The following is a 24,098-nucleotide window of genomic DNA, read 5'->3' on the forward strand; positions in this document are numbered from 1 at the left end:
GTTGTATAGTGGATGTAAGCCTAACCTCCGATCCTGAGGATGCGGAGGCGAAACAAGAGAGGATTGAGCAATGAAGAAGCTGTACGGACCGGTCTTGATCGCACTTGCAATCACGCCATTGATGTTTTCGCTTGGGTGTAGTTGCACAGAGAGGATGTCGTCGAGCAAGAGCGAGGAAGTTACAGGGGCGGTTTGGAACCAACCAAATGCCAGTGCGGCACAGGGCGTATCTGAGGATGGCAAGATCGCATATACGTCGGGCCGCGACGGAAACGACAATATCTACATCATGAATTTAGACGGCTCTGGTCGGACTCGGTTAACCAATCATGAAGAAGCCGACTGGTCGCCTGCGTTCAGCCCTGAACGCGAGAAAATCGTGTTCGTTTCAGAAAGGGGCGGTGACAGTGATATCTACTTGATGAACACAGACGGAACAGGATTGCAGCGCCTGACGAGCGGTGTGGGAAGGAATGGAGAACCGTCGTACAGCCCCGATGGTTCACTGATCGTGTTCATGTCGGATCGAGACGGTGACTGGGAAATCTACGTGATGAAACCGGATGGCAGCGGAGCGAGGCGATTAACGAACAACTTAGTCTATGATGCAGAACCTACGTTCAGTTCAGATGGATCGAAGATAGCATTCGTGTCTGGTACGGTACCGACTTTTGACATCTATACAATGAATGCTGACGGGACGGACATAACACAGTTGACCAACAATGCAGCGGTCGATTGGCAGCCCGCCTTCAGCCCAGATGGCTCAATGATTGTATTTGCGTCCGAGCGCGATGGGAACCAAGAAATCTACACGATGAACTCGGACGGCACGGATCAGCGGCGCGTCACGCATGATGAGGCAAATGACCTGTATCCTGTCTTCAGTGCCGACGGCTCGGAAATCAAGTTTGTATCCTCCAGGTCTCGCGGTTACAGAATCTACTCGATCAACTTGGACGGTACGGCTATTGTGCCCGCGACGGGCATCAGGCACAGTGATTCGGATCCATCCTTCTCGATGCAGCTAAAAAAAGAAATGACCGGCGAACGAATGTCTGGGCGGCGGTAGCGCGCCGCCGCGGGGAACAGACTAAGGAACGGTCACAGCGGACGAGACCGCAGAAAGCACGCCGACGCGGGCGTTGTCCTGCATGCCTTGCACGCGGAACTCGCGCTGCTCACCGACAGAGAAGGGTCCACATCCAGACGACGCCGAAGGCAGACGACAACCAGGCGACAGCGTAGCGGGCGACGCCCCCGTGTTGTATAGTGGATGTAAGTCGAACCTCCGATCCTGAGGATGCGGAGGCGAGACAGGAGAGGATAGAGCAGTGAAGAAGCTGTACGGCCTGGTTTTGATTGCACTAGCGGTCTCGTCGCCGCAAGGCAGCGCTCGGCAAGATGCTGACACTGGCAAAGAAGGGGAACTCAAGATCGCGTTTGCATCAATGCGCGACGGCAACAGCGAGATCTACGTCATGAACGCGGACGGTTCCGGGCAGACGAACCTGACGAACAACGCGGCCTACGATGGATATCCTGCGTTCAGCCCAGACGGCTCTAAGATCGCGTTTCATTCCAAGCGCGTCGGCGACGACGACATGAGTATCTACATCATGAACGCTGACGGCTCTGGGCTGACGAATCTGACGAACAGCGCGGCTAGGGATTGGTCTCCTGCGTTCAGCCCCGACGGGTCGAAGATTGTGTTTGTGTCCAGCCACGGCGATTACGGCGCGGACGTCTACGTGATGAACGCGGACGGCACAGGGCGGACGAACCTGACGAACAGCCCAGCCTGGGATGGTCAGCCGGGGTTCAGTCCGGACGGCTCGAAGATCGCGTTCAGGTCCTCACGCGACGGCTTCTACAATATCTACGTCATGAATGCGGACGGCACCGAGCAGACGAATCTGACGTTCAGCGAGGATGTCGAATTTCAGCCTGTGTTCAGCCCTGACGGATCGAAGATCGCGTTTATGACCAGGCGTGACGACAACGCGGATATCTATGTCATGAACACCGACGGCAAAGGGCTGAAGCGGCTGACGAACAACGCTGCGGTCGATAGCTCTCCTGCGTTCAGCCCTGACGGTTCGAAGATTGCATTTGTCTCGGAACGTGACGGCAACCGTGAGATCTACCTTATGAACGCTGACGGCACGGGGCAGACGCGGCTGACGAAAAACGAGGCCGACGATGATAGTCCCTCCTTCGCGCTCCTTCCGAAGAAGAACTGACCCGCGAACGGACACCGGGGTGACGCCGAAGGCAGACGACATCCAGGCGACAGCGCAGCGGGCGACGTCCCCGTGTTGTATAGTGGATGTAAGCTTAACCTCCGATTCTGCGGACGCGGAGGCGAGGAAATAGATGATTGATCGATGAAGAAGCCGTGCGCTTTGCTCTTGACCGCATTCGCGGCCCTGCCGCTCGTGTCCGTACTCTCTTGTCGTGGTGACGCCTCAGCCAACGGCGACTCGTCTGGCATACCAAATGCCGCCATGGAACCGACCGAAAGCGATATGCCCACAGGCGCCGTAGAATTCGATGCCAGCAAAGTAATAATCGCATTCATGTCCGACCGTGATGGCAACTGGGAAATCTACACGATGAACGCGGATGGCTCCGGGCAGACGCGGCTGACAGATAACGCCGCCTCCGATTATCTCCCTGCGTTCAGCCCTGACGGGTCCAAGATCGCTTTCACGTCCGACCGCGACGGCAACGCTGATATCTACATCATGAACACAGACGGCTCTGGGCAGACAAACCTCACGCGCCACGAGGCCTACGATCGTGGACCGGCGTTCAGCCCCGACGGATCGAAGATCGCCTTCCAATCCGGACGGGACGGTAACACAGATATCTTCGTAATGAACGTGGACGGATCAGGCGTGACTAACCTGACGAATCACCCACATCGAGATGGCGACCCTGTTTACAGCCCCGACGGGTCGAAGATAGCATTTGAGTCCCTGCGAGACGGCAACGTGGAGCTCTACGTCATGAACGCGGACGGCACAGGAGTGACGCGGCTCACGACCAACGGCCCGGTCGTCGACTACCGTCCAGCTTTCAGTCCCGACGGGTCCAAGATTGCGTTCGATTCAGATCGCGACGACCTCGCCGGACACATCTATATCATGAATGCGAACGGCACGGAAGTGACGAGGCTTACGCATGATTCTGACGGAAACTATGATCCTGCGTTCAGCCCCGACGGATCGAAGATTGCGTTTTCTAGCTGGCGGCAAGACGATAACAGTGAGATATACACCATGAATGCAGACGGCACAGGTGTGACGCGTTTGACGAATAACGCGGCAGGCGACTTCGAACCCTCCTTCCCGCTCCTGCCGAAGAAGAACTGACCGACGAACGAACACCGGGGCGGAGGAACGCCGCCCCGGTGCGTAGCTAAGGAACGGTCACAGCGGACGAAACCGCTGACAGAACGCCGACGCGCGCGTTGGCTTCCATGCCGTGCCCGCGGAACTCGCGTTGATTGCTCAAAGCCGTGGCATAGTAGAGCTGTGACGAATAGGCGGAAGGTCTGGTGGATCGTCGGGAGCTTCGTGTTGCTCGTGGTCGCTTCCGGAGCCTTCGGCTGGTTGACAGGGGCCACTCCAGACAAGCTCCACCGTGAGGCCCTGGCGATCGCGCGCGAATATGGCTTCGTTGAAGTACAGAGACCCGTGCCGATGACTGGCTGGGAGCTCGGGATTCCGGAATACAAGTTCTACGACGCAAACGGGCTGGACGAAAGCGAGATCAAGAAAATCGTGGAAAGGCTTGACTCGGCGTGTAGGGGCGGCACGCGTAGCGAGATAACGAAGGGGGGTACTGGAACGATGTGGCACCCTGCGGAATCTGAGAGTCTGGCGATCTCCGTATCATTCTACACAAGCTCTAACGGTGACGGTGTATCGCTAGACATCATCTTGTACGACAAGATTCCCTAAACTTGCTCCTGGGATCGAGTCAAGTCCTGGTGGCCCTGGTGATCTAAAGCGACGGAAAGCAACTACAGTCGGGGCGGCGTGCGCGCCCCGCCCCGTGTTGTATAGTGGATGTAAGCCTAACCTCCGATTCTGCGGACGCGGAGGCAAGACAAGAGAGGATTGAGCAGTGAAGATGCTGTATGGTCTGGTTTTGATTGCACTAGCGGTCCCGTTGCTACATGGTAGCGCGAGTCAGGATGCTGACGCTAAGAAAGAAGGGGAACTCAAGATCGCGTTTGCATCATGGCGCGACGGCAACTCACAGATCTACGTGATGAACTCAGATGGCTCTGGACAGACGAACCTGACGAATCACGCGGATGGCAACGATCCGTCTTTCAGCCCTGACGGGACGAAGATCGTGTTTGTGTCCGGCCGCGACGGCAACCCCGAGATCTACGTCATGAACGCGGACGGCACGGGAGTGACGCGGCTGACGAACAACTCGACTATCGAGGACGAGCCTTCGTTCAGCCCTGACGGGTCGAAGATCGTGTTTGAGTCTGAGCGCGACGAGAACTATAACATCTACGTCATGAACGCGGACGGCACGGGAGTGACGATGCTGACGACTGATGTGGACCAAGATTTTGCGACAACTTTCGGCCCTCAGCCCGTGTTCAGCCCTGACGGTTCGAAGATCGCGTTTGTTTCCGAGATCCGCCGCAGAGGCTGGGACATCTACATCATGAACGCGGACGGGACAGGACAGACGCGTCTAACGAAACGCGCTGTTTGGGATAACGGGCCTGCGTTCAGCCCTGACGGGTCGAAGATCGCGTTTACGTCCGGCCGCGACGGCCCCTATGGTATCTATGTCATGAACGTGGACGGCACAGGGGTAACGCGGCTGACGACCAACAAGGCTAACGATTGGCAGCCTGCGTTCAGCCCTGACGGGTCGAAGATCGCGTTTGCGTCTGACCGCGACGGCAACTTTGAGATCTACATCATGAACGCGGACGGCTCTGGACAGACGCGGCTGACTAACAGCGCGGCCCGCGATGCCAGTCCTTCCTTCCCGCTCCTTCCGAAGAAGAACTGACCGGCGACAGAACGCCGGTGCGGAAGTTGTCCTCCATGCCTTGCAAGCTGAACTCGCGCTGCTCACCGACAGAGAAGGGTCCACATCCAGACGACGCCGAAGGCAGACGACAACCAGGCGACAGCGAAGCGGGCGACGTCCCCGTGTTGTATAGTGGATGCAGGCCTAGCCGACGATCCTGACGATGCGGAGGCGAGACAAGCGAGGATGGAACAATGAAGAAGCTGTACGGATTGGTTCTAATCGCACTCGCGGTCACGCCGCTACAAAGCGGCGCGCAACAGGATGCCGACGCTGGCAAGGAAGGTGAACTCAAGATCGCATTCACTTCCGATCATGACGGCAACTGGGACATCTACGTCATGAATGCGGACGGCTCAGCAATAACGCGATTGACACACAACGAGGCTGTAGATTGGCGGCCCGCATTTAGCCTTGATGGTTCGAAGATCGCATTTGCGTCCAACCGTGACGGCAACCGCGAAATCTACGTCATGAACGCAGACGGCACCGACGAAAGACGAGTGACGAATAACTTTCAGCAAGATAACAACCCCGCGTTCAGCCCAGACGGTTCGCGGATCGTATATGAGTCGTACGCTGCCGATACCCCCGATGTTTTCGTCATGAATGCGGACGGCTCCGGGCAGAAGAGGCTAACGACATCTGGCGGGCGGGATCCTGCCTTCAGCCCAGACGGTTTGAAAATCGTGTATCACGCATACGGCGTGGACACCTCCGATATTCTGGCCATGAACACCTCCGACATCTTCGTGATGAACGCAGACGGCACAGGAAAGATACAGTTAACAAGTAACGAAATTCCGGTTAGCGGCGACGCTCCAACGTTTAGCCCTGACGGAGCGAAAATAGCGTTTGGGGGCATTTACATCATGAATGCGGACGGCACAGCGGTAACGCGGTTGACGAGAAACGAGTCGGCGGATTCCGACCCTGCGTTCAGCCCAGACGGTTCAAAGATCGTGTTCATGTCCCATCGGAACGAGGTTTTGGGAATATTCATCATGAACGTGGACGGCACAGGCGTGATTCGGCTGACGAAATCCGACCGTATCGGTATGGATCCGTCCGTTGCGCTTGTCAAGACGAACTGACCGGCGAACGAACACCAATTCGCGACGTGCAAAGATTGAATCATGAAGAAGCCGCACATTTTGCTAGCCGTGCTTGGCATCCTCTTACTCTTTGTAAGTTGGCAGGTTGGTTCGTTCGTCGGAATGGTTGGCCAGCGTCGTGCCGATGCAGGCGAACTATATCCTAAGCAGATTGCTGCGGCCTACGAGTCCTCGATACGTGGCGAGACAGATCACTTGAACGCAAATCCGATATTCAAATACGTGTCGGAAGACTTCCTTGCCCTGGACGAGGAGTTTGGGGCCGTCGAGGAATACAAGCTCGACTACATGGAGCCACATTTCCTCGGAGTGCATCATCAGTTTATCGTCAACGTCAAGCGTGATAACGAGTGGTCGACGGAGTACTGGTTCGCGACCGACCTTCGTCCTTTTACTGACGTCAAGCGAGCGGACGGCACGCCGATGTTCGAAGATTAACACTTGAACACCGGCGCACCGCCCCGGCAAAAGCTAAGGAACTGTAACAGCAGTCGAAACCGCTGACAAGAAACCGACGCGGGCGTTGTCTTCCATGCCTTGCACGCGGAACTGGCGTTGATTGCTAAAAGCCGTGGCATAGTAGAGGTGTGACGAATAGGCGGAAGATCTGGTGGATCGTCGGGAGCTTCGTGTTGCTCGTGGTCGCTTCCGGAGCCTTCGGCTGGTTGACAGGGCCCACTCCAGACAAGCTCCACCGTGAGGCCCTGGCGATCGTGCGCGAATATGGCTTCGTACAAGTTGAACCCGGGTATTTGATTAATTATGCCCCCGGATTCTCGGCACCCGAGTATTACGAAGCGAAGGGGCTGGACGAAAGTGAGATCAAGAGAATCGAGGAAAGGCTTGACTCGGCGTGCAAGGGCGGCACGCGGAGCGAGATAACGAAAGGGGGTACTGGAACGATGTGGCACTCTGATGACTCTCAGAGTCTGGCGCTCTACGTATATTTCTACACGAGCCCTGGCGGTGACGTTGTCTCGCTAAATATCCAATTGCAGGACAAGAGGTTCTAAACTAGCCCCTGGGATCGAGTCAAGTCCTGGTGGCCCTGGTGATCTAAAGCGACTGAAAGCAACTACAGTCGGGGCGGCGAAGCGGTCGACGCTCCCGTGTTGTATAGTGGATGTAAGCCTAACCTCCGATTCTGCGGACGCGGAGGCGAGACAAGAGAGGATTGACGGATGAACAAGCTGTATGGACTGGTCTTGATCGCAATAGCGGCCACGCCCCTGATGTTCTCGCTCGGGTGTAGTTACACGGAGACCATGTCCTCTAATGGAGAAGGTGGGGCAGAACGTGCCAGCGAGGAGTACGTGAAGGCCAAGGGGCAAAGTGAGGAGCGTTTGACAGAGACGAATACGTCGAACGCCACGAGCATCGGAATTGATCCTGAGGAGCAGTTTCGGGTTGACAAGGATCGACTGGCCCGGCAAGTCGATCGACTGGCGGCGACAGACGTGTTCCAGACGCCGTTTAATGTTGAGCTGTCCGCAGATACGGAGACAGGGAATTCTGTTCTTCGCATCTTGCGCCCGACGGATGGGCCTGCAGTCGGACCAGGCCGGGTGGCAACCGAACTGCTAGCGACGGTTGTGTTCAAAGGAGGGCCAGATGGCGAACACGATGAGCTGTCTCTGTCGAGCCACGTAGAAACCTCCGATCAATTCAAATTGAATACATTAATCGCCCAGAAGCTTCTAGTTTGGATGAGAACGAATCGACTGCGGGAGCTCGAATTCCGGTGTCGGTATTTCGGTATCGGCGAGGGGAGCGGAGAGGTAGACGTTGAAATTGCACACTTACCGTTGACACCTGACGCCTATACCTGGCTAACTTATAACATAAAGAGTGGCCAGCTTCGGTACACCTATCCCTGGTCGGAAGATTAACCGAACAGCGGTCCGGTCACGATGACATACGACAACAACGGAAACTGGGGCGACGCGCGCCGCCCAGGGGACAGACTAAGGCACGGTCACAGCGGACGAGACCGCAGACAGAACGCCGGTGCGGAAGTGGTCCTCCATGCCTTGCAAGCTGAACTCGCGCTGCTCACCGACAGAGAAGGGTGCAATTCCAGACGACGCCAAAGGCAACCGACAACTAGGCGACAGCGAAGCGGGCGACGTGCACCCAGCTTGTTTCACGGCGACGCCGAAGGCAGACGACAATCAGGCGACAACGAAGTGGCCGACGTTCCCCCTGGGCCGTCCTTCACGGCGACGCCGAAGGCAGACGACAACTAGGCGACAGCGTAGCGGACGACATGTCCCTCCCTTTTCACGGCGACGCCGAAGGCAGACGACAACCAGGCGACAGCGTAGCGGGCGACGTTTCCCGAGAACCCCACCCGCAGGTTCATTTGAACCTAATCAGACGTTGCTCGCATGTTTGGAACGTCAGCTTCCTCAGTTCTCGGCACAGGTGTCAAAGGATCGGCTTGGCCACCCATCAGTCACTCCTCTCGAGGCCCGAGAATGCTCTCGCAGACTTGGAGATACCACGCCAAAAAGTCATTTAGTTCATTCCAGGCGTTCTCGAGGTCTCGATTTGTCAGTATTGGATCTGCATAGTCTTTCCATGGTTGTCGACTGTGCGTGAAGCAGACGCTCCATTCGCCGTCGTCAATGGCGTGCACGTATAAATGAAATTCGTGGACTCGCTGTCTGCGCAATTCCATGATCTTAAGGTAGTTGGCAAGCCTTGAGCTGTCCGGCTTAGGGTCGTACATTTCTCCCAAATGTCGCCGTAGTAGTTTCTCCCACTTTTTCTCCTCCCAGTCCTTACCCACCATAGTCTGTACCACTAGGACGCCATGCAGCGTCTGAAGCTGTCTTGTGAATTCGAGCAAGTGCTGTTGGAACACGTAGAAGTGATTGAGCACGCCAGATACAAGTACTTCAAGCTCCGCTTCAGCCTGCTTGGACTTCGCATCGCGAGCCGCCCAAATTTCGTCAATGCCCTCTGGGATTAGATCAGATTCCTTTATTTGCCACGCATTGTCTTGCACAATTGAAATGTAGCGATTGGCGGAATTCAGAAACATCTGCAATGAACTTCTCAGCAGCACATGCGCTGCCTCGCACTCCTGCAGGTCGCTGTCGATACGTGCTTGCACGCCAAGCTTTTCATCCAGGTATGAGGCGAAAGCGACTAGTGGGGTGACCAGGGCGTTGCCGGTACTGCTGACGTAGAAGAGCTTTTTCACTTGCCTCGAGTTTAGCCGTTGCTATTCCACGTGCCGTTCAGTATCATTTCGTCAAGAGAGAAGAAGTCCGCAAGCGACCGGTGACCAGGGTAACGGGTGGCACCGTTGTTCCAGGCCGTAGGACGGGCCGGGCTCACTCCCGGCACGTTGTGAACGGCGCACAAACCCCACCCACAGGTTCGTTTGAACCTAAGGCACGGCGGTCGTGTACTGAGAAGCGTGATAGACCTACCAGAACTCAATCACGTTAACGGATGTGGTGCGTTGATTGTTAGTTCTAGATGAAACCGTCCAAATAATAGGCTGGTGTAACTGCTGACAGTTTTCCACCTGTGTCATCGGAAATCGTGCCGTGCATGATCCCAACGCACAAGGTCTTTTCCCGCGTCGACGTCATTCCTCCCACGACCATATAGGCTAAGTCAAATATCGGGCATCCGCTGTATCCGCCGACACTTGGGTTCTCTAAGCAAAAGAACTCGCATGGGGTATGAGTATCGGATCGCAACAGCGTGATAAGTGCCGATGACGCGTAAGATCTGTAAGTTAGCGGGCTGAACAGGCCTTGGGCACCGAGCCCATGTGGAAAACCGACGGAGGTCAACTCGAAGTCTCTTGAAACAGGTGTTTTTTGTAAGTGAAAGTGATCAAGAGGAAAGAAGCGCTTTGTCATATGAGCTTCAATTGCAGGGGTCATGGTAAGGGGCAGGACGGAGATGTCCGCAACAGGATGATGGCGCCAGGCTAACTTTGGGCTGAACGCTACGAGAGCCAATTCCAAGCTTTTCCCCGCTTGATCGCTTAGTACGACTTTGGAATCTGCGCCGCATGATTTCGCAACGTGTGTTGCAGTGACGATGTATGGCTCAGTGCTGTTCTTAGATACGAAAATGCCCGTGCCGATTTTTTCCTTGCCGTTTTGCGGTGTTCTCAAATTGAGAACTACCCGAAATGTATCGTCTCGTCTCAAGATCATTTCTGCGCTCGTTTCTGGGTATCGATGCTGGCCCCGTTCACATTGTGCTCCACGGTCTGACCCGTCAGGGCAGACCGTGCTGCTAAATACCGTTCACGTTCCCGGTCTGCACGGGTGTCAGACCGGGCGAGTCGCGATTACCAGGCAGACAAGAGGCAACTCGTTCTTGAACTTGGACCCGGGACCGCTTCGCCCACTAAGTGTATACTCGTCTACATGGCCAAAAAGACAGTACGGATGAACAAGTCCGGGGTCGACAAACTCCCTGACGACAAACCAGTAGTCTACAAGATCAAGTCCGACAGCGGCAAGAATAACTACACCGGCATCGCGAAGAGGGGCAACGTGCAGGAGCGCGTTGGTGACCACCTCAAGGGCGGCAAGGACTACGTGCCCGGTACGAAAGTCCAGATCGAGCAGAAGAAGTCTATCTCGGAGGCGAGGCAACAAGAGAAGCGGATCATCAAGCAGCAACAGCCAAAGTACAACAAACAGGACAAGTAGGCAGCGACGGGTGACCAGGCTAGCGGGTGGCGCTGTTGTTCGGATGCGTGTGCCGAGCAGCAGTGGGTGAGGGCAGTTGCAACCGCCACAGCAGAGCCAACAGCCAACGCAGCGCGAGCGAAGGGGGAGCCACGACAAGAGCATCACGCGCGCTGCCTGACCTTTAGCTGCGATCGAAGAGTTAAACTTCGGAGCCCTCTCCCCGCGCGAGGATCAGTCGTTCTTCTTGTCGTCCATCTCCGACGGGGTGGACGGCACAGGGTACGTGCTCTGCGACGCTGTCGGCGCAGTCGCCGCGTCGCCCGTAGCTAGGCGGCCATCATCAACGAAGACACTTCCGAGCCTTTCTCGTACGAAGTCTCTCCGATACTCGGCATAACCGCAGGGTCGATTCCGAGCCGAGCACAGGCCAGAACATCCAATTCGTCACTCTGTATTCCGGGCACCGCGAATAGATTCATCGAATCTGCGACCGCCGACGCCACACAGGCGATGTCAGCGAAAGTGCACGCCTCGTCCGGACAGTCCAGCGGCGAGTGATGGTGCCTAATCGCAAGGACAGTGTCGTTCGGGAGCTGGAATTCTTCGGCCACCACTGCAGACAGCTCTGCGTGGTTGAACCCCATGCAGTGCTCTTCGACCTCGATCAGCGAACAATCCGGCGTCCTCTCCACGCCCGAACGCACGTGCATCAAGGAAATGGGCTGGTGAATAGCAAGGAACAGGTACCCGATGTCCTGAAACAGTCCGGCAAGATAGTACTTTTCAGGTGCCGGTCGATTGTTTTGCCTTGCCAAATGATCACAGATGAATGCCGTCGTCACTGAGCGACGCCTAAACACCTCCTCGTCGAAAATGCCGCGCGTAGATGTATTCGCGCTCAGACTTGACATCGCCAGAGTCATCATGATCCGGTAAAGCTCGTCGAAACCGAGCAGTTCTATCGCAAACCTGACGCTTTTGATTTCTATGGCGCCAAACATAGCCGATGAGGCGAGCTTGACGAGGCTTGCTGCAAGAGTCGGCATTCGATTTGCCTCGTTCTCGATTGCTTGTGCGGAAGCGTCGGACCGTATCAGCCCCATGATCTTCAACGCATGTTCTGCGCCCAAGAAGTGAGGCGATCCGCGCTTAATGAGCAGCCTCATTTGCTCCAAGCTAGCACCGTCTAGTCGAAGATGATTCTTCATTTCGGACTCCCCATAAGCATCCTCTTTGATCCACCTGTTCTATGTCGTGCCAGATTCTGTATCAAACAATAGGCCGACCTTTCCAGTTTGTTGCGCCTGTCTTGTGTTTTGAAGCTAGAATCGCGTGGGGAACATAAGAATATCTGTGCGTTTCATACGCATTTCATAGATGCTCTTGACAGCTGGGTGCTTGGTCTCTGACGAGCTCACCAGAATCAAGTTGAGTCTGCCCTGTGGACATCAGCTAGGGAACGGTCAGGGGCTCGCCAAGTGCTATCGACGCGAGCGCAAACCGGCGAGGCGTGGCACTGTTGTTCGGATGCGTGTGCCGAGCAGCAGTGGGTGAGGGCAGTTGCAACCGCCACAGCAGACCGAACAGCCAACGCAGCGCAAGCGAAGGGAGAGCCACGACGAAGGGCATCACGCGCTGCCTGACCTGCGGTTGGCGAGCGCACCCGGCTACCCCGTCCTGAGTCCGAAAGGAACATTTGAGGAGAGAATCTGATCCAATGCTGCCAGGAACCGATACAATATTGGTATGAGGTCTTATGTCATCGCTTTAGGCGTGGCCGTCGCGTTTGCGTTGGTCGCATGCAACAAGGACAGTGCCCAGGCACGGGAGCCGACCATCAGTTCACCACAGGAAAATGTGGCGACCAGCTCACCCGAGATGTCGATGGGCGACGGCGCACCTGCTATCGGCGCCAAAGCCCCGTCGATCACTGTCGCGAACTCCACCAACATCGACGGAGCAGTCCCGAACCTCGACGACTATCTCGGACAGGTCGTCGTGCTCGATTTTTGGGCCTACTGGTGAGGCCCATGCCGGGCCTCGGTACCAGCGCACAACACGCTGTACCAGGCCTATAAAGACCAAGGTTTGGTCTTCATTGGAATCCACTGCGACGATTGGGACGAAGCGGTCAAAGCAGTCGATGAGATTCCGATCGAGTTCCCGATCACGAACGACGTCGACGGGGCTTCGCAAAAAGCCTACGGATTATTGGGCTACCCGACGGTCTATGTGATCGACAAGAAGGGCGTCCTCCGCGACATCGACCCCGTCGATCTCGAGGGGGTTGTGCAGGAACTACTGAACGAGTAAAGCGTCTTCTAGCCCGGGATCGGGCGGGTGGCACTGTTGTTCGGATGCGTGTGCCGAACGGCGGTGGGTGAGGGCAGTTGCAACCGCCACAGCAGACCCAACAGCCAACGCAGCGCAAGCGAAGGGAGAGCCACGACGAAGAGCACCACGCGCACTACCTGACCTTCAGCTGCTATCGAAGAGCGTGTAATGGGTCAGTTTGAGCTTTCTATGCTATGGGGGATGCTCCCCTACCCTCTCTTGCCGATAATAGACGATTCGATCTCACCAGGGCCAGACGCGTCTTATCCGATCCAGAGGGCTCGGTGGCCGATTCCGCCACACAATGATTACTGACCACGGCCCTGGATCACTTAGCTCAATATAATGCCCATATTCCTGAGCGACAGCCACTGCACGGACCTCAAAGTGGCTGCTGTCCAGGTAAAAATAGTGAACCCGGCTCCCGTCTTTGTAGATGTCTTGGCTTGACTCCCCGATACTTGGCCACTCTATGCTCGACCCAAACTCGTCCCGAATTCGAGCCGCAATCTCATCAATCTCCCTGTCATAGAGTAAAGGCGACCTATACGCAACAATTCGTTCCGATAGCACCGTGCTTGACCCCCATCGGGGTTCGAACTGGTCGAATCCGTACTCCTCGAACACCTCTTCGAGCGTCGCTGCCAGCCGAGCATCGGGAGTATTCGCCCCAATTAATGAGATAGTGCCGTATAACAGGGCGAAGAATCCGACCGCCCCAGCTATCCACCAGGCTTTGCGCTTCTTCACAACACGGTGAGTATATCAAGTGCACGCCTGGCCCGGTTGTGTACGTTCAAACTGACCCAAGACCGAAGAGTGAAACCTCCATTCCTCCAGACGGGCCAGGCACACGGCACCGAGTGGGTACCGCCACGTCCGGAGGCTTCGGCTTTCGTCCGCAAGAGTGCGACAAAGCCTCAGGACGCGACCGGCGGCTGGCGAGCGCACCCGGCTAGCCCGTCCTCGCTGCTATTCCGGTTCCCCTGTCGTGATCCCGTTCGCGCGGTCCGTTCTCCCCACCTCGATATCTAGCTGATCGGACTCGGCCTCATCTTCACTGACTTCGGCGCTACAGCCTCCAAGGAGTGTCAGCAACACGCCGACAAGGACAAGTACGGCGATGATTCGCATGGGACGATTCTACACTAGGCTGGGGCGGCGACGGGTGACCAGGCTAACGGGTGGCACTGTTGTGCGAATGCGTGTCCCGCACAGCACCCCCTCCCTAACCCTCCCCCAAGGGGGAGGGAACTGGGCACGAGCTTGGCACGACGGCATCCCTCAATCGCGGACCGGATTGTCCGCTTCCGATATTCCTTGCTCAGCTATCCATGACAACAGCTTGTCCTTCGCACCGTCTTCGCGTAGGTATCTGTCGTGGATGTGCAGCTCGGTTTGCCTCTTACCCTTGTGAGTGAGAGTCACGCAGTCCTTGTCGCGCCGCCAGTCCCAAAACTCAAGCGGTTCCAGCGCCAACAAGACAATCGACTTCTCGTCGTGAGCACCGAACACGTCTTCCAAGTATGCGCCTGTTTCCGCGATCCTGATCCGCTGGCCCGTAAAACCCAACTTCTTCTTGTAGTACCAGTGGGGTAGGTCTCTGTGGCCAAAGTAGAGAGCCATGATCGTCGCCGGTACGGTTGTTATTAACAGTGCGATATCGCGCAGAAGGAACGGCAGTAGCCAGGTGCCAAGAGCAAACCATGCAACAAACCAAGTCAACGCATAGCCTGATACCCCGTACCCTCCCTGAGCGACACTCTCCTCTTCACTGTTCAGAAAACGCCAGCTAAAGCAGAGGTCTTCTCCTTTGGTCTCCGCGGTGGGCGCAGCCTCGCTTCTCACCCAAGCGCCTCGCGCAGTATTCGCATATCGTCGTCATAGGAATCTGCGCTGAGCGGGCCGAACGAGAAGCGGACGAAGTGATCCAGACTGCTGGGCGCGGAGTCCGTTCGCGCCATATCGCAGAGACGTCCCGGCAAGATCCCCGCATCATGCTCGAACAGGCGATCGTTAAACTCGTCGCCCGTCAGGCCCATCGGCAACTTGCCCCAATGATAGAAGCCGCCGGTTCCTGTATGAAGCTCGAAACCTAAGTCCGCGAGCCCGTCGCCGTACCGTTTTCTCTGCTCGCCATAGAATTTGCAAATTGCGCGACGGGCTTGAGTCACCCTCTCGCGCTGCAGCAGTCTCGTCACGTATATCTGCGACGCCCGCGACACGCCGCCCATGCCGAACGACGAATAGTTGCGGAAAATCTCAATGTGTTTCTTCGACGCGACCGCCCATCCGATGCGCATCCCGGGCACCTGTAGGCCTTTGGTCGCCGCGCCAATGACGAAGATGTTGGTGTCGTCGATGTCGTCGGAACCACCAAGGGCAAAGGTTTCGCCGGCGTGGTGAAGCGGCACGGTTTCCATGGTGCTCCGGCGTCGCACGGGACGAAACATGCGCTCCGGCAGGGCGGTTCCATCGGGTCTGCCTGGCCACAACGTGTTTTTAAGGGAACGCGCATGGCCGGTCGCATGGGTTATAAGAACGTGACCGTAGGGAATCTTGAGGTGGTACACGTTGATCCCGATAAACATCTTTTGACTCTGAAAGGTGCGGTACCGGGCGCACGCGGGACACTTTTGGAAATCCGTGAGATATGAAAGTGAAGTTGTACACGCAAACAGGAAAAGCAAAAGGCACCGTCGATCTCCCCGACGAGATTTTCGACGTTCCGATGAATGCTGACCTTCTCCATCAGGCGGTGCGTGTTGCCACTTCGCGCAGGCGACGTACCCTTGCCCATGCGAAAGATCGCAGTGAAGTACGTGGAGGAGGACGCAAGCCGTGGAGACAGAAAGGAACCGGCCGTGCGCGTCACGGCTCGATCCGTTCACCTCTGTGGCGTGGTGGCGGAGTGACGTTCGGTCCAAGAAACGATCAGCATTTCGCGCGCAGTCTACCGCAGGCGATGCGTCGTAAGGCGTTGGCAATCGCGCTTTCGGCGAAGGCGCGAGAGGGAGAGATCGCCGTTCTTGAAAAAATCGAACTCGCCGAGGCGAAGACGAAATACATGGCAGAAGTGGTCAAGAGTATCTCGACAGGTGTGTTCGGTGTAGATACTGCGAAGCGAAAGCCGACGATACTTGTGGCGACCGCCCGACGTGACGAGAAGTTGACGCGTGCCTCGCGCAACCTCCCCGGCCTGCGTGAACGCCCAGCGAAGGATCTTAACGTGATCGATGTGCTCTCTTCTCGTTATCTCGTTTTCTCCAAAGACGCCATTCCTTTCTTTGAGGACCGCATGCGTGTTCGCAGGGAGAAGCCGGAAAAGACAAGAACGAGCGTGGTGAAGCGGACCAGGCGGGTGGCGACAAAGGCGCGGCAGGTAGAGAAGTCCAAAGCTAAAAGCTCTCCGTCCCCTGGCCGGAAAGGCGGACAAGTAAAGGCGAGATGAATTAGGATCTGCATTATGGCGATTTTTCCCAGAACGAAGAAAAGCGATCAGTCCAAGCAGGACGAAGTCCCTAAAACAGATTCCCGCAAGAGGCGAAGTCGTGTCGGGCGGGGCGAGGCGATCGCCTATCGTGTTCTCCTGCGCCCGCATGTCACTGAGAAGGCAGGACGTCTCTCCTCACTCAACCAGTACGTGTTCCAAGTGCGGCAGAGCGCGACGAAACCCGAGATCAAGCAGGCGATTTTTGAGGTTTACGGGATTCGACCTACGCGCGTTTCGACAGTGCGTATTCCGCGAAAGCGAAGGCGTTTGGGGAGAAGCGAAGGTTGGGTGTCTGGCTACAAGAAGGCGATGATTACCCTTCCGGAGGGGAAGAGTATCGACGTGTTGCCGAAGTAAAAATTATCATGAAACTTCATCGGCCAACGAGCCCAGGAAGGCGCGGGATGTCTGTTCCCGACTTCTCGACTATCACGAAGAAGCGACCCGAGAAAAGTCTGACGCGCGGGAAGCGCCGCAGCGGAGGGCGAAACAACACGGGCCGTACCACCGCGCGATTTCGAGGCGGCGGTCACCGAAGGCTTCTGCGTGAGGTGGAGTTCGGACAGCGGAAGCTCGGGGTGCCGGGCGTTGTGGAAGCTATCGAATATGATCCCAACCGCACGGCATTTTTGGCCCTCATTCGTTACCGGGATGGCGACCGGCGCTACATCCTCGCAACGGAGGATCTCAGTGTTGGCGACCCGGTGCTTGTTGATGAGAAGACGCCGCTTCAGTCCGGTAACCGACTTATGCTGAAGCACATTCCTGTGGGAATCGAGATCCACAACATCGAGCTCTTTCCCGGTAAAGGGGGAAAGACCGTACGCTCAGCAGGTTCCTCTGCGCGGATCCTCACACATGAAGGCGGGTATGCGCACATCCGACTGCCTTCCAGCGAAGTGAGGCGTATCCCCGAGGATGCCTTCGCTTCCATCGGGTTGGTGTCGAATGCAGAGTGGTCTTCGGTGACGATCGGTAAAGCGGGTCGTGCCCGTTGGATGGGGCGCCGTCCCCATGTTCGCGGATCTGCGATGAACCCCGTGGACCATCCGCATGGCGGGGGCGAGGGCAGGGCGGGCATCGGGTTGAAATATCCAAAGACCCCGTGGGGGAAGCACGCACTCGGCGTGAAGACGCGTCATAAGAAAAAGTCGTCGAATCGGCTTATTATCCAGCGTCGTAAGAAGAAACGCAGGTAGATATGGGACGTTCACTGAAGAAAGGACCATTCACTGACGAGAAGCTTCTCAAGAAGGTTCGTGCGCTCAAGCGCGGTGATCAGACCGTCATCAAGACGTGGTCGCGTGCGTCCATGATCGCACCCGAGATGGTTGGTTTTACTATCGGTGTCCACAACGGAAAGGAGCATATCCCCGTTTTCATCACTGAGGATATGGTTGGTTTCCGGCTTGGGGAGTTTTCGCCGACGCGGAAGTTCGTCCGGCACGGTGGGAAGCTCCAGAAACAGGTCGAGGAGAAGACGCGAGCGAAGAGCACGTAGAACTCTCTGGTTTGCTTATGCAAGTGACTGCGAAACTGCGTTATCTAAATATGAGTCCCCGAAAAGTTCGCCGAGTGGCAAGGCTCCTCCCGGGGCTTCCTGTGGGACGTGCGGAAGCTGAGCTCAGCGCGCGAAGTGAACTCGCCGCGAAGCCACTCAAGAAGCTTCTGCAGTCCGCGGTCGCTAACGCCCGCTCGCTCACCGACGTCGCACCCGAGCAGATGCACGTGCTTTCGTGTCGTGTCGATCAAGGACCGACGTTGAAGCGCTTTCGCCCGCGTTCTCGAGGAATGGTGCATCCCATTGGGCGACGGACGAGCCATGTCTTCATCGCTTTACGCATGCCGGATACGGAACGGAAGCAGAAGGTAGAGGTAAAAGCCGCGACGTCAGTACCGCAAGAGGAAGTCGGAGAAGAGGGTACGCGTGATCGAGATCGTGGGCTGCGGCCGACGAAAAAGGGCGAGGAGAAGAAAAAGGCACGCCTACGGACGCCGAAGATCGGTCGTCGTATCTTCCGCAGGAAATCAGTGTAAATTGTAGGCAGAACGATTATGGGCAATAAGGTTCATCCAATTGCATTTCGGCTCGGCGTGAACCGCGGGTGGTCCTCGCGTTGGTTCTCGACGCGTTTATTCAAACAGTATCTTCGTGAAGATGTTCTGCTTTTGCAGTGGTTGCGCAAGAAAGTACGCCGTGCGTATGTCACCGAGGTGAACATAGAACGTTTGAGTGGAGGAAAACTTGAGTTGACGATCTATACTGCCCGCCCCGGTATTCTTATCGGGAGAGGAGGAGGTGGCATTGAAGAACTACGTAAGGCGGTACGCGAGAAGCTCTCCGAGATCCGCGGAGAGCCGATGGAGGAAGAGATCCGTATCGAGGTACAGGACGTGCGAAACCCCGACGCGCATGCCGCCGTCCTCGCGCAGTCGATTGCCGAGCAACTCGAACGACGCCTACCGTTCCGCCGTATAATCAACCGTACCTTGGAGCGAGCGCTCGTCGCTAAGGGCGTCGAGGGGGCCAAGATTCAGATTAGCGGACGCCTCGGTGGCATGGAGATGTCGCGGCGCGAATGGGTCAAAGGCGGAAAAGTGCCGTTGCAGACGATTCGTGCCGATATCGATTACGTGCAAGATGAAGCGTACACTACGTGGGGCGTGATAGGAGTAAAAGTGTGGTTGTACAAGGGGGAGGTATTCGAGGAAAAGAAGAAAAAACGCCAAGGTGAGCAAATTCATGAGCGACCGTAAGGGTTTATATCTATGCTTTTCCCAAAGAAAATGAAGCATCGGAAGTGGCACAAAGTCCGCGCGCGCGCGGTACGTTCCGGCCGTGGCACGACACTCGCGTTCGGTAATTACGGCTTGAAAGCAGTAGAGGGCGCGCGCATCACCTCGCGGCAGCTTGAAGCCTCGAGGCGTGTGATTGTGCGCGCCGTGCGCAAACGCGGGAAAATGTGGATCCGAATTTTTCCAGACCATCCCGTTACCCGAAAGGGCAATGAGGTGCCGATGGGTGGAGGGAAGGGCGCCGTCGACCACTACGTCGCACCCGTGAAGCCGGGGCGCGTCCTCTTCGAGGTGGATGGGATTCCCGAGGAGATCGCACGTGAAACTTTCCGCCTTGCCGGCCACAAACTTCCTCTCAAGACCTTGTTTGTGAAGCGCGAGGGAAAATCATGAAAGCACAGGAAATCCGAACGAAGAAGGATGCAGAACTCGTACGCGATCTTGCCGAAACGCGCGAACAGCTTCGGCAAGCGCGTTTCGAGCTGGCTGCGGGGCGCGTGAAGAATATCCGTATTGTTCAGGAGTTGAGGCGCACGATCGCGCGCATTCTCACAGCCCTTGCGGAACGGAAGCAATCTGCGTAGAGTATTCCAGGTATGCCCGAGGAGACATCTCTTAAAGAAGCGAATAAAGAAGCGAAGCACCGCAGGCGCGTGCGCGGCGTCGTGGTGCGCTCAGCAATGGAGAAGACGGTGACGGTTCAGGTGGAACGGCTTTTCCGACATCCACGCGTGGGGCGGGTGATGCGGCGTTCACGGAAGTTCCTCGTGCATGACGCGCAAGGCCGTGCACATCTGGGTGACACCGTGCTTATCGAGGAGACGCGGCCACGCTCGCGGCGGAAACGCTGGAAGGTGGTCGACGTACTTGAGCGAGCAGTGACGCCAGGAGAGCAGGACGAGGTAATAGAGGAGACTTCTCGTGTATGATCCAGCCTCAATCTATACTCAAAGTTGCCGATAATAGTGGTGCCAAGCGCATTCAGTGCATCACTGTTCTTGGCAGTACAGGACGCCGTTACGCACAGCTCGGTGACCTCATTGTGGCATCCGTCAAGCTTGCCGAGCCTCGCAAGAGCGTGAAGAAGGGACAGGTGGTGCGTGCAGTCATCGTTCGGCAGAGACGGCCGTACCGGAGAAGCGACGGCTCCTCCATTCGTTTTGATGAGAATGCGGCAGTCATTGTCGACGGCCATGAGCCGCGAGGGGGACGCATCTTCGGACCCGTAGCGCGCGAGCTGCGCGAGCGAGGATTTCGTAAGATCGTTTCGCTTGCACCGGAAGTGCTGTAGTATGCTCAAGATCAAAAAGGGAGATACCATTTATGTCATTACTGGCAAGGACCGTGGGAAGACCGGGAAGGTTTTGCGTGTGTCACCGACCAAAGGACGTATTATGGTGGAGGGCATCGCACTCCAGACGCGGCACCGGCGACCTCGACGCGCAGGAGAGAAGGGGCAGCGTGTGACTATTCCCGGTATGGTTGATATCTCGAACGTGAAGCTTCTGTGTGCGACATGCAACAAGCCGACGCGCGTTGGTATGCACATCGAAGGTGGCCGCAAGCAGCGCGTCTGTAAGAAGTGTGGAGCGTCTGTTTCGTAGTATTGGGATATGGAAATAATGAGTGGCCAAAAACTACGCGACGGGCTCTTAAAGAGTCTTGGGCGCACGAACCCTTTCGCGTTACCGCGTATTGATCGCGTCGTCGTCAATACCGGCGTGGGGAAGCGTGCCGTTGCCGGCGGGAAGAAGGTACTCGAGCCCTTAGTGAAGGATCTTGCACGTATCACGGGACAGCAACCAGTCGTGCGCCCGGCGCGCAAGTCCGTGGCTTCCTTCAAGTTGCGCGAGGGCATGCCTGCGGGGCTCATGGTGACGCTGCGCGGAAAAGCAGCGGACGATTTCCTCACACGCCTTATCCGCCTCACCTTGCCGCGCATGCGTGATTTCCGCGGCATCCCGCTTCGATCCATCGATGAGGGCGGTAATCTTACCATCGGTATTTCCGAGCAGACGATTTTTCCAGAAACGGACGAGGATCCTACGGGAATCAGTTTTGGCTTTGAAATCACGATTGTGACGACTGCGCAGAACCGCGAAGAAGCCGAGACGCTTTTTCGGCTCATGGGATTTCCGCTTCAAGGTGACCAACGACAAACGACTGACAACTAACAACAAGTTTTCGTCTATGGCTCATTTCATTTGTCGTTACGCTGTCGTAGGTTGTAAGTCGTAGGTTGTGGGTTACGAAGTATGGCGAAGAAGTCACAAATCGTTAAATCGCAAAAGAAACCTAAATTCTCGACGCGTATCGTGCGTCGGTGCTTCCGGTGTGGTCGGCGTCGCGGGTACATGGGCGATTTCGACCTCTGCCGTATTTGTTTTCGTGAGCTGGTCCGTAAAGGAGAGATTCCGGGTTTTCGTAAAGCGTCTTGGTAGCATGCCGCCAACCGACCCCATCGCCGATTTCCTCACCCGTCTACGCAACGCGAGTGCTGTGGGAAAGCTCGAAGTCCGCACTCCTTATGCGAAGATGCTTGAGAGAATCGCTACGGTTCTTGCAAAAGAGGCTTTTATTGAGCGCGTTGAGCATCGTGGACGCGGTCCCCGCAAGGTACTCGTGGTGTATTTGCGCTACATCGACGGTAAGCCAGCAATCGAGAATCTCCGCCGCGTCTCGCGTCCCGGCAAGCGTATTTATGCATCCGCGAAGGATTTGCGGCCCGTGAAATCGGGGTATGGTATCTTGGTGCTTTCAACCCCGCAGGGCCTTTTCACGAATCGTGAAGCGCGAAAGCGCAATGTCGGAGGCGAGATAGTCTGTGAGGTATGGTAACGACCATGAAACATGAGTAGGATTGGTCGACAACCGATTACGCTGCCCGAAGGCGTGAAAGCGACGATAAGGGAGGATGAGGTGGTTGTTGAGGGTTCGCTGGGGAAGATTACAGTTCCTCTGCCCGCAGAGATTACGGTACAGGAGAACGATGGCTCGTTAACGCTCTCGCCGACGAGGGAAACAAAGCGTACGCGTGCGCTCTGGGGACTGACGCGTTCGTTGCTGGCGAACGCGGTTGAGGGCGTCACTCAAGGCTTCATCCGACGTCTTATCATCGAGGGTATCGGTTACCGTGCGAATCTCGAGGGCGAGACGTTGATACTCTTGTTGGGGTTCTCGCATCCGGTGCGCGTTGAGGCGCCGGAAGGGATTACGTTCGCGGTCGAGAAGAATACCATTTCCGTCTCCGGTATCGACAAGCAGCTTGTTGGCAATACCGCAGCAACCATTCGCGCTTTCCGAAAACCCGAGCCCTATAAAGGCAAGGGTATCCGTTGGGAGGATGAGGTGGTCCGACGTAAGGCCGGAAAGAGGGCGGCCACCACCGCGTAGCGTTTTGTATATGCGTTCCAAGTCAGCACAACGTCAACAGGGTCGTCTGCGCCGCCACCGGCGTGTTCGTGCACGCGTTTCCGGCACGAGTGAGCGTCCTCGCCTCGCAGTGTTCCGTTCAAGCAAGCATATCGTCGCCCAACTTATCGACGATGCGGCACAACAGACGCTCGCAGCGGCTTCTGATCAGGAGTTGAAGCGCGTGACGGTAGCGAAAGGCGTGAGTAAGCAGATGGCGAAAGCAGCGGCCGTTGGAGTCCTTGTTGCAGAGCGCGCGAAAAAGGCAGGGATCAGCGAGGCCGTGTTCGACCGGGGGGGCTTCGCATACCATGGAAGAGTGAAGGCACTTGCTGAGAGCGCACGTAAACTCGGACTCAAATTCTTACCGACGAGATAGATATGCCGACATCCACGCCGCCAAAATCGACCTCACCCCCGCGCCGCTCGCGCCCTCCACAACGCGGAAGGAGACCCCCTCCTAGAGTGACGACGAGCCAGTCAGAGTTCGAGAGTAAGACGATCGATATTAATCGCGTTGCACGCATGGTTGCAGGCGGACGCCGTTTCGTTTTCGTGTGCTCGTCGCTGTGGGTAATCATAAAGGTGTCGTGGGTATCGGGGTAGCGAAATCCCGCGACATCCGTAGTGCAGTGGAAAAGGCGACACGGCGGGCACATACGGCGCGCTTCACGGTACCTCGTCGTGACGGTACTATCCCGCGCGAAATATTGGTGAAAAAAGGTACCGCGAGAATCCTCATGCGCCCGGCGCGTCCTGGGCACGGTGTCGTTGCCGGCGGTGTTATCCGTACCATTTGCGACCTTGCCGGGATTACCGATATTTCCGCGAAAATCCTTTCGCGTTCGACGAATGATCTCGTCAACGCGCGTGCGACGATCGCTGGCCTCAAGAAACTTGCAGAACGTATGAAGGTGGCTGAAGCGCGCAAAAAGCTAGCCGAGAAAGATACGAAGAGTGAGGCGAAGACGTAACTATGCAGATGCACACCATACAACCGAAACACTCTCCACGCCGCGCACGGCGTGTTGGACGCGGCGGCAAACGCGGGGCGTTCTCTGGTCGCGGCGTGAAAGGGCAGAAGAAGCACGGAACGAGGATACGCCCCGCCATCCGCGATTTCATCAAGAGGACCCCGAAGCTCCGTGGTGAGTCGTCGGTTTCTGCTCCGAAACGGCAAGTGCCGACTATCGTGAACTTGCGCGA

Annotated in this window: 36 protein-coding genes and 1 pseudogene; 30 read left to right on the forward strand and 7 right to left on the reverse strand. The window is 56.5% G+C overall.

Going from position 1 to position 24,098, the window contains the following annotated elements:
• Positions 1 to 70 precede the first annotated feature (70 nt).
• The 9 genes from IH944_12220 (at position 71) to IH944_12260 (ending at position 8,077) form a co-directional block, all read left to right on the forward strand.
• Positions 71 to 1,072, forward strand: a complete 1,002-nt coding sequence (locus tag IH944_12220; protein MCH7905313.1) for a PD40 domain-containing protein — start codon at positions 71 to 73, stop codon at positions 1,070 to 1,072.
• 262 nt (positions 1,073 to 1,334) lie between these two features.
• Complete coding sequence (locus IH944_12225; protein ID MCH7905314.1) at positions 1,335 to 2,243, forward strand: PD40 domain-containing protein; 909 nt, start codon at positions 1,335 to 1,337, stop codon at positions 2,241 to 2,243.
• A gap of 144 nt (positions 2,244 to 2,387) precedes the next feature.
• Positions 2,388 to 3,377 carry a PD40 domain-containing protein gene (locus IH944_12230; GenBank protein ID MCH7905315.1) on the forward strand — a complete coding sequence of 330 codons (990 nt, stop codon included), beginning with the start codon at positions 2,388 to 2,390 and terminating at the stop codon, positions 3,375 to 3,377.
• 162 nt (positions 3,378 to 3,539) lie between these two features.
• Positions 3,540 to 3,968 carry a hypothetical protein gene (locus tag IH944_12235; protein ID MCH7905316.1) on the forward strand — a complete coding sequence of 143 codons (429 nt, stop codon included), beginning with the start codon at positions 3,540 to 3,542 and terminating at the stop codon, positions 3,966 to 3,968.
• 166 nt (positions 3,969 to 4,134) lie between these two features.
• Complete coding sequence (locus tag IH944_12240) at positions 4,135 to 5,052, forward strand: PD40 domain-containing protein (protein MCH7905317.1); 918 nt, start codon at positions 4,135 to 4,137, stop codon at positions 5,050 to 5,052.
• 215 nt (positions 5,053 to 5,267) lie between these two features.
• A complete protein-coding gene (locus IH944_12245) occupies positions 5,268 to 6,167 on the forward strand; it encodes a PD40 domain-containing protein (GenBank protein MCH7905318.1) in 900 nt (299 codons plus the stop codon).
• A gap of 42 nt (positions 6,168 to 6,209) precedes the next feature.
• On the forward strand, positions 6,210 to 6,626 hold the full coding sequence (locus IH944_12250; GenBank protein ID MCH7905319.1) for a hypothetical protein: 417 nt from the start codon (positions 6,210 to 6,212) through the stop codon (positions 6,624 to 6,626).
• Between the two features lie 149 nt (positions 6,627 to 6,775).
• Complete coding sequence (locus IH944_12255) at positions 6,776 to 7,201, forward strand: hypothetical protein (GenBank protein MCH7905320.1); 426 nt, start codon at positions 6,776 to 6,778, stop codon at positions 7,199 to 7,201.
• 168 nt (positions 7,202 to 7,369) lie between these two features.
• The gene (locus IH944_12260; GenBank protein MCH7905321.1) at positions 7,370 to 8,077 is read left to right on the forward strand and encodes a hypothetical protein; all 708 of its coding nucleotides are present in this window, start codon (positions 7,370 to 7,372) and stop codon (positions 8,075 to 8,077) included.
• A 566-nt stretch (positions 8,078 to 8,643) separates the two neighbouring features.
• Here IH944_12260 and IH944_12265 read toward each other — a convergent pair.
• Positions 8,644 to 9,396, reverse strand: coding sequence for a hypothetical protein (locus IH944_12265; protein MCH7905322.1), 753 nt, complete (start codon positions 9,394 to 9,396; stop codon positions 8,644 to 8,646).
• 277 nt (positions 9,397 to 9,673) lie between these two features.
• Complete coding sequence (locus IH944_12270) at positions 9,674 to 10,372, reverse strand: trypsin-like peptidase domain-containing protein (GenBank protein MCH7905323.1); 699 nt, start codon at positions 10,370 to 10,372, stop codon at positions 9,674 to 9,676.
• A gap of 216 nt (positions 10,373 to 10,588) precedes the next feature.
• On the opposite strand from IH944_12270, the gene IH944_12275 reads away from it, so the two are divergent.
• Complete coding sequence (locus IH944_12275) at positions 10,589 to 10,876, forward strand: GIY-YIG nuclease family protein (GenBank protein MCH7905324.1); 288 nt, start codon at positions 10,589 to 10,591, stop codon at positions 10,874 to 10,876.
• 308 nt (positions 10,877 to 11,184) lie between these two features.
• Here the strand turns inward: IH944_12275 and IH944_12280 are convergent, their stop codons facing one another.
• A complete protein-coding gene (locus IH944_12280; protein ID MCH7905325.1) occupies positions 11,185 to 12,066 on the reverse strand; it encodes an HDOD domain-containing protein in 882 nt (293 codons plus the stop codon).
• 538 nt (positions 12,067 to 12,604) lie between these two features.
• On the opposite strand from IH944_12280, the gene IH944_12285 reads away from it, so the two are divergent.
• Positions 12,605 to 12,883, forward strand: a complete 279-nt coding sequence (locus IH944_12285; protein ID MCH7905326.1) for a hypothetical protein — start codon at positions 12,605 to 12,607, stop codon at positions 12,881 to 12,883.
• 36 nt (positions 12,884 to 12,919) lie between these two features.
• Positions 12,920 to 13,171: a TlpA family protein disulfide reductase gene (locus tag IH944_12290; GenBank protein MCH7905327.1), complete on the forward strand. Its 252-nt coding sequence runs from the start codon at positions 12,920 to 12,922 to the stop codon at positions 13,169 to 13,171.
• Positions 13,172 to 13,435: 264 nt separating this feature from the next.
• Here the strand turns inward: IH944_12290 and IH944_12295 are convergent, their stop codons facing one another.
• The 4 genes from IH944_12295 to IH944_12310 all read right to left on the reverse strand — a co-directional run bounded on the left by IH944_12295 (position 13,436) and on the right by IH944_12310 (position 15,606).
• Positions 13,436 to 13,942: a hypothetical protein gene (locus IH944_12295; protein MCH7905328.1), complete on the reverse strand. Its 507-nt coding sequence runs from the start codon at positions 13,940 to 13,942 to the stop codon at positions 13,436 to 13,438.
• 222 nt (positions 13,943 to 14,164) lie between these two features.
• Positions 14,165 to 14,326 carry a hypothetical protein gene (locus IH944_12300; GenBank protein ID MCH7905329.1) on the reverse strand — a complete coding sequence of 54 codons (162 nt, stop codon included), beginning with the start codon at positions 14,324 to 14,326 and terminating at the stop codon, positions 14,165 to 14,167.
• Between the two features lie 150 nt (positions 14,327 to 14,476).
• Positions 14,477 to 15,040 (reverse strand): hypothetical protein, encoded by a 564-nt coding sequence (locus IH944_12305; protein MCH7905330.1) that lies wholly within the window; start codon positions 15,038 to 15,040, stop codon positions 14,477 to 14,479.
• Positions 15,037 to 15,606 carry an aminotransferase class I/II-fold pyridoxal phosphate-dependent enzyme gene (locus IH944_12310; GenBank protein MCH7905331.1) on the reverse strand — a complete coding sequence of 190 codons (570 nt, stop codon included), beginning with the start codon at positions 15,604 to 15,606 and terminating at the stop codon, positions 15,037 to 15,039. The genes IH944_12305 and IH944_12310 overlap by 4 nt, the downstream gene beginning before the upstream one ends.
• Here IH944_12310 and rplC point away from each other — a divergent pair.
• The 18 genes and pseudogenes from rplC to IH944_12400 all read left to right on the forward strand — a co-directional run bounded on the left by rplC (position 15,592) and on the right by IH944_12400 (position 23,866).
• Positions 15,592 to 15,849, forward strand: a complete 258-nt coding sequence (gene rplC / locus IH944_12315) for a 50S ribosomal protein L3 (protein MCH7905332.1) — start codon at positions 15,592 to 15,594, stop codon at positions 15,847 to 15,849. The genes IH944_12310 and rplC overlap by 15 nt on opposite strands.
• Positions 15,846 to 16,643, forward strand: a complete 798-nt coding sequence (gene rplD, locus IH944_12320) for a 50S ribosomal protein L4 (GenBank protein ID MCH7905333.1) — start codon at positions 15,846 to 15,848, stop codon at positions 16,641 to 16,643. The genes rplC and rplD overlap by 4 nt, the downstream gene beginning before the upstream one ends.
• A gap of 15 nt (positions 16,644 to 16,658) precedes the next feature.
• The gene (rplW, locus tag IH944_12325) at positions 16,659 to 17,042 is read left to right on the forward strand and encodes a 50S ribosomal protein L23 (protein MCH7905334.1); all 384 of its coding nucleotides are present in this window, start codon (positions 16,659 to 16,661) and stop codon (positions 17,040 to 17,042) included.
• Positions 17,043 to 17,044: 2 nt separating this feature from the next.
• Positions 17,045 to 17,884: a 50S ribosomal protein L2 gene (gene rplB / locus IH944_12330; GenBank protein MCH7905335.1), complete on the forward strand. Its 840-nt coding sequence runs from the start codon at positions 17,045 to 17,047 to the stop codon at positions 17,882 to 17,884.
• A 2-nt stretch (positions 17,885 to 17,886) separates the two neighbouring features.
• The gene (gene rpsS / locus IH944_12335) at positions 17,887 to 18,186 is read left to right on the forward strand and encodes a 30S ribosomal protein S19 (GenBank protein MCH7905336.1); all 300 of its coding nucleotides are present in this window, start codon (positions 17,887 to 17,889) and stop codon (positions 18,184 to 18,186) included.
• Positions 18,187 to 18,209: 23 nt separating this feature from the next.
• Positions 18,210 to 18,722, forward strand: coding sequence for a 50S ribosomal protein L22 (gene rplV / locus IH944_12340; protein ID MCH7905337.1), 513 nt, complete (start codon positions 18,210 to 18,212; stop codon positions 18,720 to 18,722).
• A gap of 18 nt (positions 18,723 to 18,740) precedes the next feature.
• The gene (gene rpsC / locus IH944_12345) at positions 18,741 to 19,442 is read left to right on the forward strand and encodes a 30S ribosomal protein S3 (GenBank protein MCH7905338.1); all 702 of its coding nucleotides are present in this window, start codon (positions 18,741 to 18,743) and stop codon (positions 19,440 to 19,442) included.
• 12 nt (positions 19,443 to 19,454) lie between these two features.
• A complete protein-coding gene (gene rplP, locus IH944_12350) occupies positions 19,455 to 19,874 on the forward strand; it encodes a 50S ribosomal protein L16 (GenBank protein ID MCH7905339.1) in 420 nt (139 codons plus the stop codon).
• Positions 19,871 to 20,065, forward strand: coding sequence for a 50S ribosomal protein L29 (gene rpmC / locus IH944_12355; GenBank protein ID MCH7905340.1), 195 nt, complete (start codon positions 19,871 to 19,873; stop codon positions 20,063 to 20,065). The genes rplP and rpmC overlap by 4 nt, the downstream gene beginning before the upstream one ends.
• A 12-nt stretch (positions 20,066 to 20,077) precedes the next feature.
• Entirely contained in the window at positions 20,078 to 20,410 is a 333-nt protein-coding gene (gene rpsQ, locus IH944_12360; GenBank protein MCH7905341.1) for a 30S ribosomal protein S17, read from the forward strand.
• Positions 20,407 to 20,772 carry a 50S ribosomal protein L14 gene (rplN, locus tag IH944_12365; GenBank protein ID MCH7905342.1) on the forward strand — a complete coding sequence of 122 codons (366 nt, stop codon included), beginning with the start codon at positions 20,407 to 20,409 and terminating at the stop codon, positions 20,770 to 20,772. Before rpsQ ends, rplN begins: the two co-directional genes overlap by 4 nt.
• A 1-nt stretch (position 20,773) precedes the next feature.
• Entirely contained in the window at positions 20,774 to 21,085 is a 312-nt protein-coding gene (locus IH944_12370) for a 50S ribosomal protein L24 (protein ID MCH7905343.1), read from the forward strand.
• Positions 21,086 to 21,094: 9 nt separating this feature from the next.
• On the forward strand, positions 21,095 to 21,655 hold the full coding sequence (rplE, locus tag IH944_12375; GenBank protein ID MCH7905344.1) for a 50S ribosomal protein L5: 561 nt from the start codon (positions 21,095 to 21,097) through the stop codon (positions 21,653 to 21,655).
• An 81-nt stretch (positions 21,656 to 21,736) separates the two neighbouring features.
• Positions 21,737 to 21,922, forward strand: a complete 186-nt coding sequence (locus IH944_12380; GenBank protein ID MCH7905345.1) for a type Z 30S ribosomal protein S14 — start codon at positions 21,737 to 21,739, stop codon at positions 21,920 to 21,922.
• A gap of 1 nt (position 21,923) precedes the next feature.
• A complete protein-coding gene (gene rpsH / locus IH944_12385) occupies positions 21,924 to 22,319 on the forward strand; it encodes a 30S ribosomal protein S8 (GenBank protein ID MCH7905346.1) in 396 nt (131 codons plus the stop codon).
• A gap of 12 nt (positions 22,320 to 22,331) precedes the next feature.
• On the forward strand, positions 22,332 to 22,874 hold the full coding sequence (rplF, locus tag IH944_12390) for a 50S ribosomal protein L6 (protein MCH7905347.1): 543 nt from the start codon (positions 22,332 to 22,334) through the stop codon (positions 22,872 to 22,874).
• A gap of 10 nt (positions 22,875 to 22,884) precedes the next feature.
• Positions 22,885 to 23,271: a 50S ribosomal protein L18 gene (locus IH944_12395; protein ID MCH7905348.1), complete on the forward strand. Its 387-nt coding sequence runs from the start codon at positions 22,885 to 22,887 to the stop codon at positions 23,269 to 23,271.
• A 2-nt stretch (positions 23,272 to 23,273) separates the two neighbouring features.
• Positions 23,274 to 23,866, forward strand: a pseudogene (locus IH944_12400) (30S ribosomal protein S5).
• Positions 23,867 to 24,098: the final 232 nt, after the last annotated feature.

It is taken from the genome of Armatimonadota bacterium (assembly GCA_022563855.1).
GTDB lineage: Bacteria > Armatimonadota > Fimbriimonadia > Fimbriimonadales > Fimbriimonadaceae > JADFMN01.

Coding starts and splice junctions, on each gene's coding strand:
- IH944_12220 (MCH7905313.1), top strand. CDS start 71: ATGAAGAAGCTGTACGGACCGGTCTTGATCGCACTTGCAATCACGCCA.
- IH944_12230 (MCH7905315.1), top strand. CDS start 2,388: ATGAAGAAGCCGTGCGCTTTGCTCTTGACCGCATTCGCGGCCCTGCCG.
- IH944_12245 (MCH7905318.1), top strand. CDS start 5,268: ATGAAGAAGCTGTACGGATTGGTTCTAATCGCACTCGCGGTCACGCCG.
- IH944_12250 (MCH7905319.1), top strand. CDS start 6,210: ATGAAGAAGCCGCACATTTTGCTAGCCGTGCTTGGCATCCTCTTACTC.
- IH944_12260 (MCH7905321.1), top strand. CDS start 7,370: ATGAACAAGCTGTATGGACTGGTCTTGATCGCAATAGCGGCCACGCCC.
- IH944_12270 (MCH7905323.1), bottom strand. CDS start 10,372: ATGATCTTGAGACGAGACGATACATTTCGGGTAGTTCTCAATTTGAGA.
- IH944_12275 (MCH7905324.1), top strand. CDS start 10,589: ATGGCCAAAAAGACAGTACGGATGAACAAGTCCGGGGTCGACAAACTC.
- IH944_12280 (MCH7905325.1), bottom strand. CDS start 12,066: ATGAAGAATCATCTTCGACTAGACGGTGCTAGCTTGGAGCAAATGAGG.
- IH944_12285 (MCH7905326.1), top strand. CDS start 12,605: ATGAGGTCTTATGTCATCGCTTTAGGCGTGGCCGTCGCGTTTGCGTTG.
- IH944_12300 (MCH7905329.1), bottom strand. CDS start 14,326: ATGCGAATCATCGCCGTACTTGTCCTTGTCGGCGTGTTGCTGACACTC.
- rplD (MCH7905333.1), top strand. CDS start 15,846: ATGAAAGTGAAGTTGTACACGCAAACAGGAAAAGCAAAAGGCACCGTC.
- rplW (MCH7905334.1), top strand. CDS start 16,659: ATGGCGATTTTTCCCAGAACGAAGAAAAGCGATCAGTCCAAGCAGGAC.
- rpsS (MCH7905336.1), top strand. CDS start 17,887: ATGGGACGTTCACTGAAGAAAGGACCATTCACTGACGAGAAGCTTCTC.
- rpsC (MCH7905338.1), top strand. CDS start 18,741: ATGGGCAATAAGGTTCATCCAATTGCATTTCGGCTCGGCGTGAACCGC.
- rplP (MCH7905339.1), top strand. CDS start 19,455: ATGCTTTTCCCAAAGAAAATGAAGCATCGGAAGTGGCACAAAGTCCGC.
- rpmC (MCH7905340.1), top strand. CDS start 19,871: ATGAAAGCACAGGAAATCCGAACGAAGAAGGATGCAGAACTCGTACGC.
- rpsQ (MCH7905341.1), top strand. CDS start 20,078: ATGCCCGAGGAGACATCTCTTAAAGAAGCGAATAAAGAAGCGAAGCAC.
- rplN (MCH7905342.1), top strand. CDS start 20,407: ATGATCCAGCCTCAATCTATACTCAAAGTTGCCGATAATAGTGGTGCC.
- IH944_12370 (MCH7905343.1), top strand. CDS start 20,774: ATGCTCAAGATCAAAAAGGGAGATACCATTTATGTCATTACTGGCAAG.
- rplE (MCH7905344.1), top strand. CDS start 21,095: ATGGAAATAATGAGTGGCCAAAAACTACGCGACGGGCTCTTAAAGAGT.
- IH944_12380 (MCH7905345.1), top strand. CDS start 21,737: ATGGCGAAGAAGTCACAAATCGTTAAATCGCAAAAGAAACCTAAATTC.
- rpsH (MCH7905346.1), top strand. CDS start 21,924: ATGCCGCCAACCGACCCCATCGCCGATTTCCTCACCCGTCTACGCAAC.
- rplF (MCH7905347.1), top strand. CDS start 22,332: ATGAGTAGGATTGGTCGACAACCGATTACGCTGCCCGAAGGCGTGAAA.
- IH944_12395 (MCH7905348.1), top strand. CDS start 22,885: ATGCGTTCCAAGTCAGCACAACGTCAACAGGGTCGTCTGCGCCGCCAC.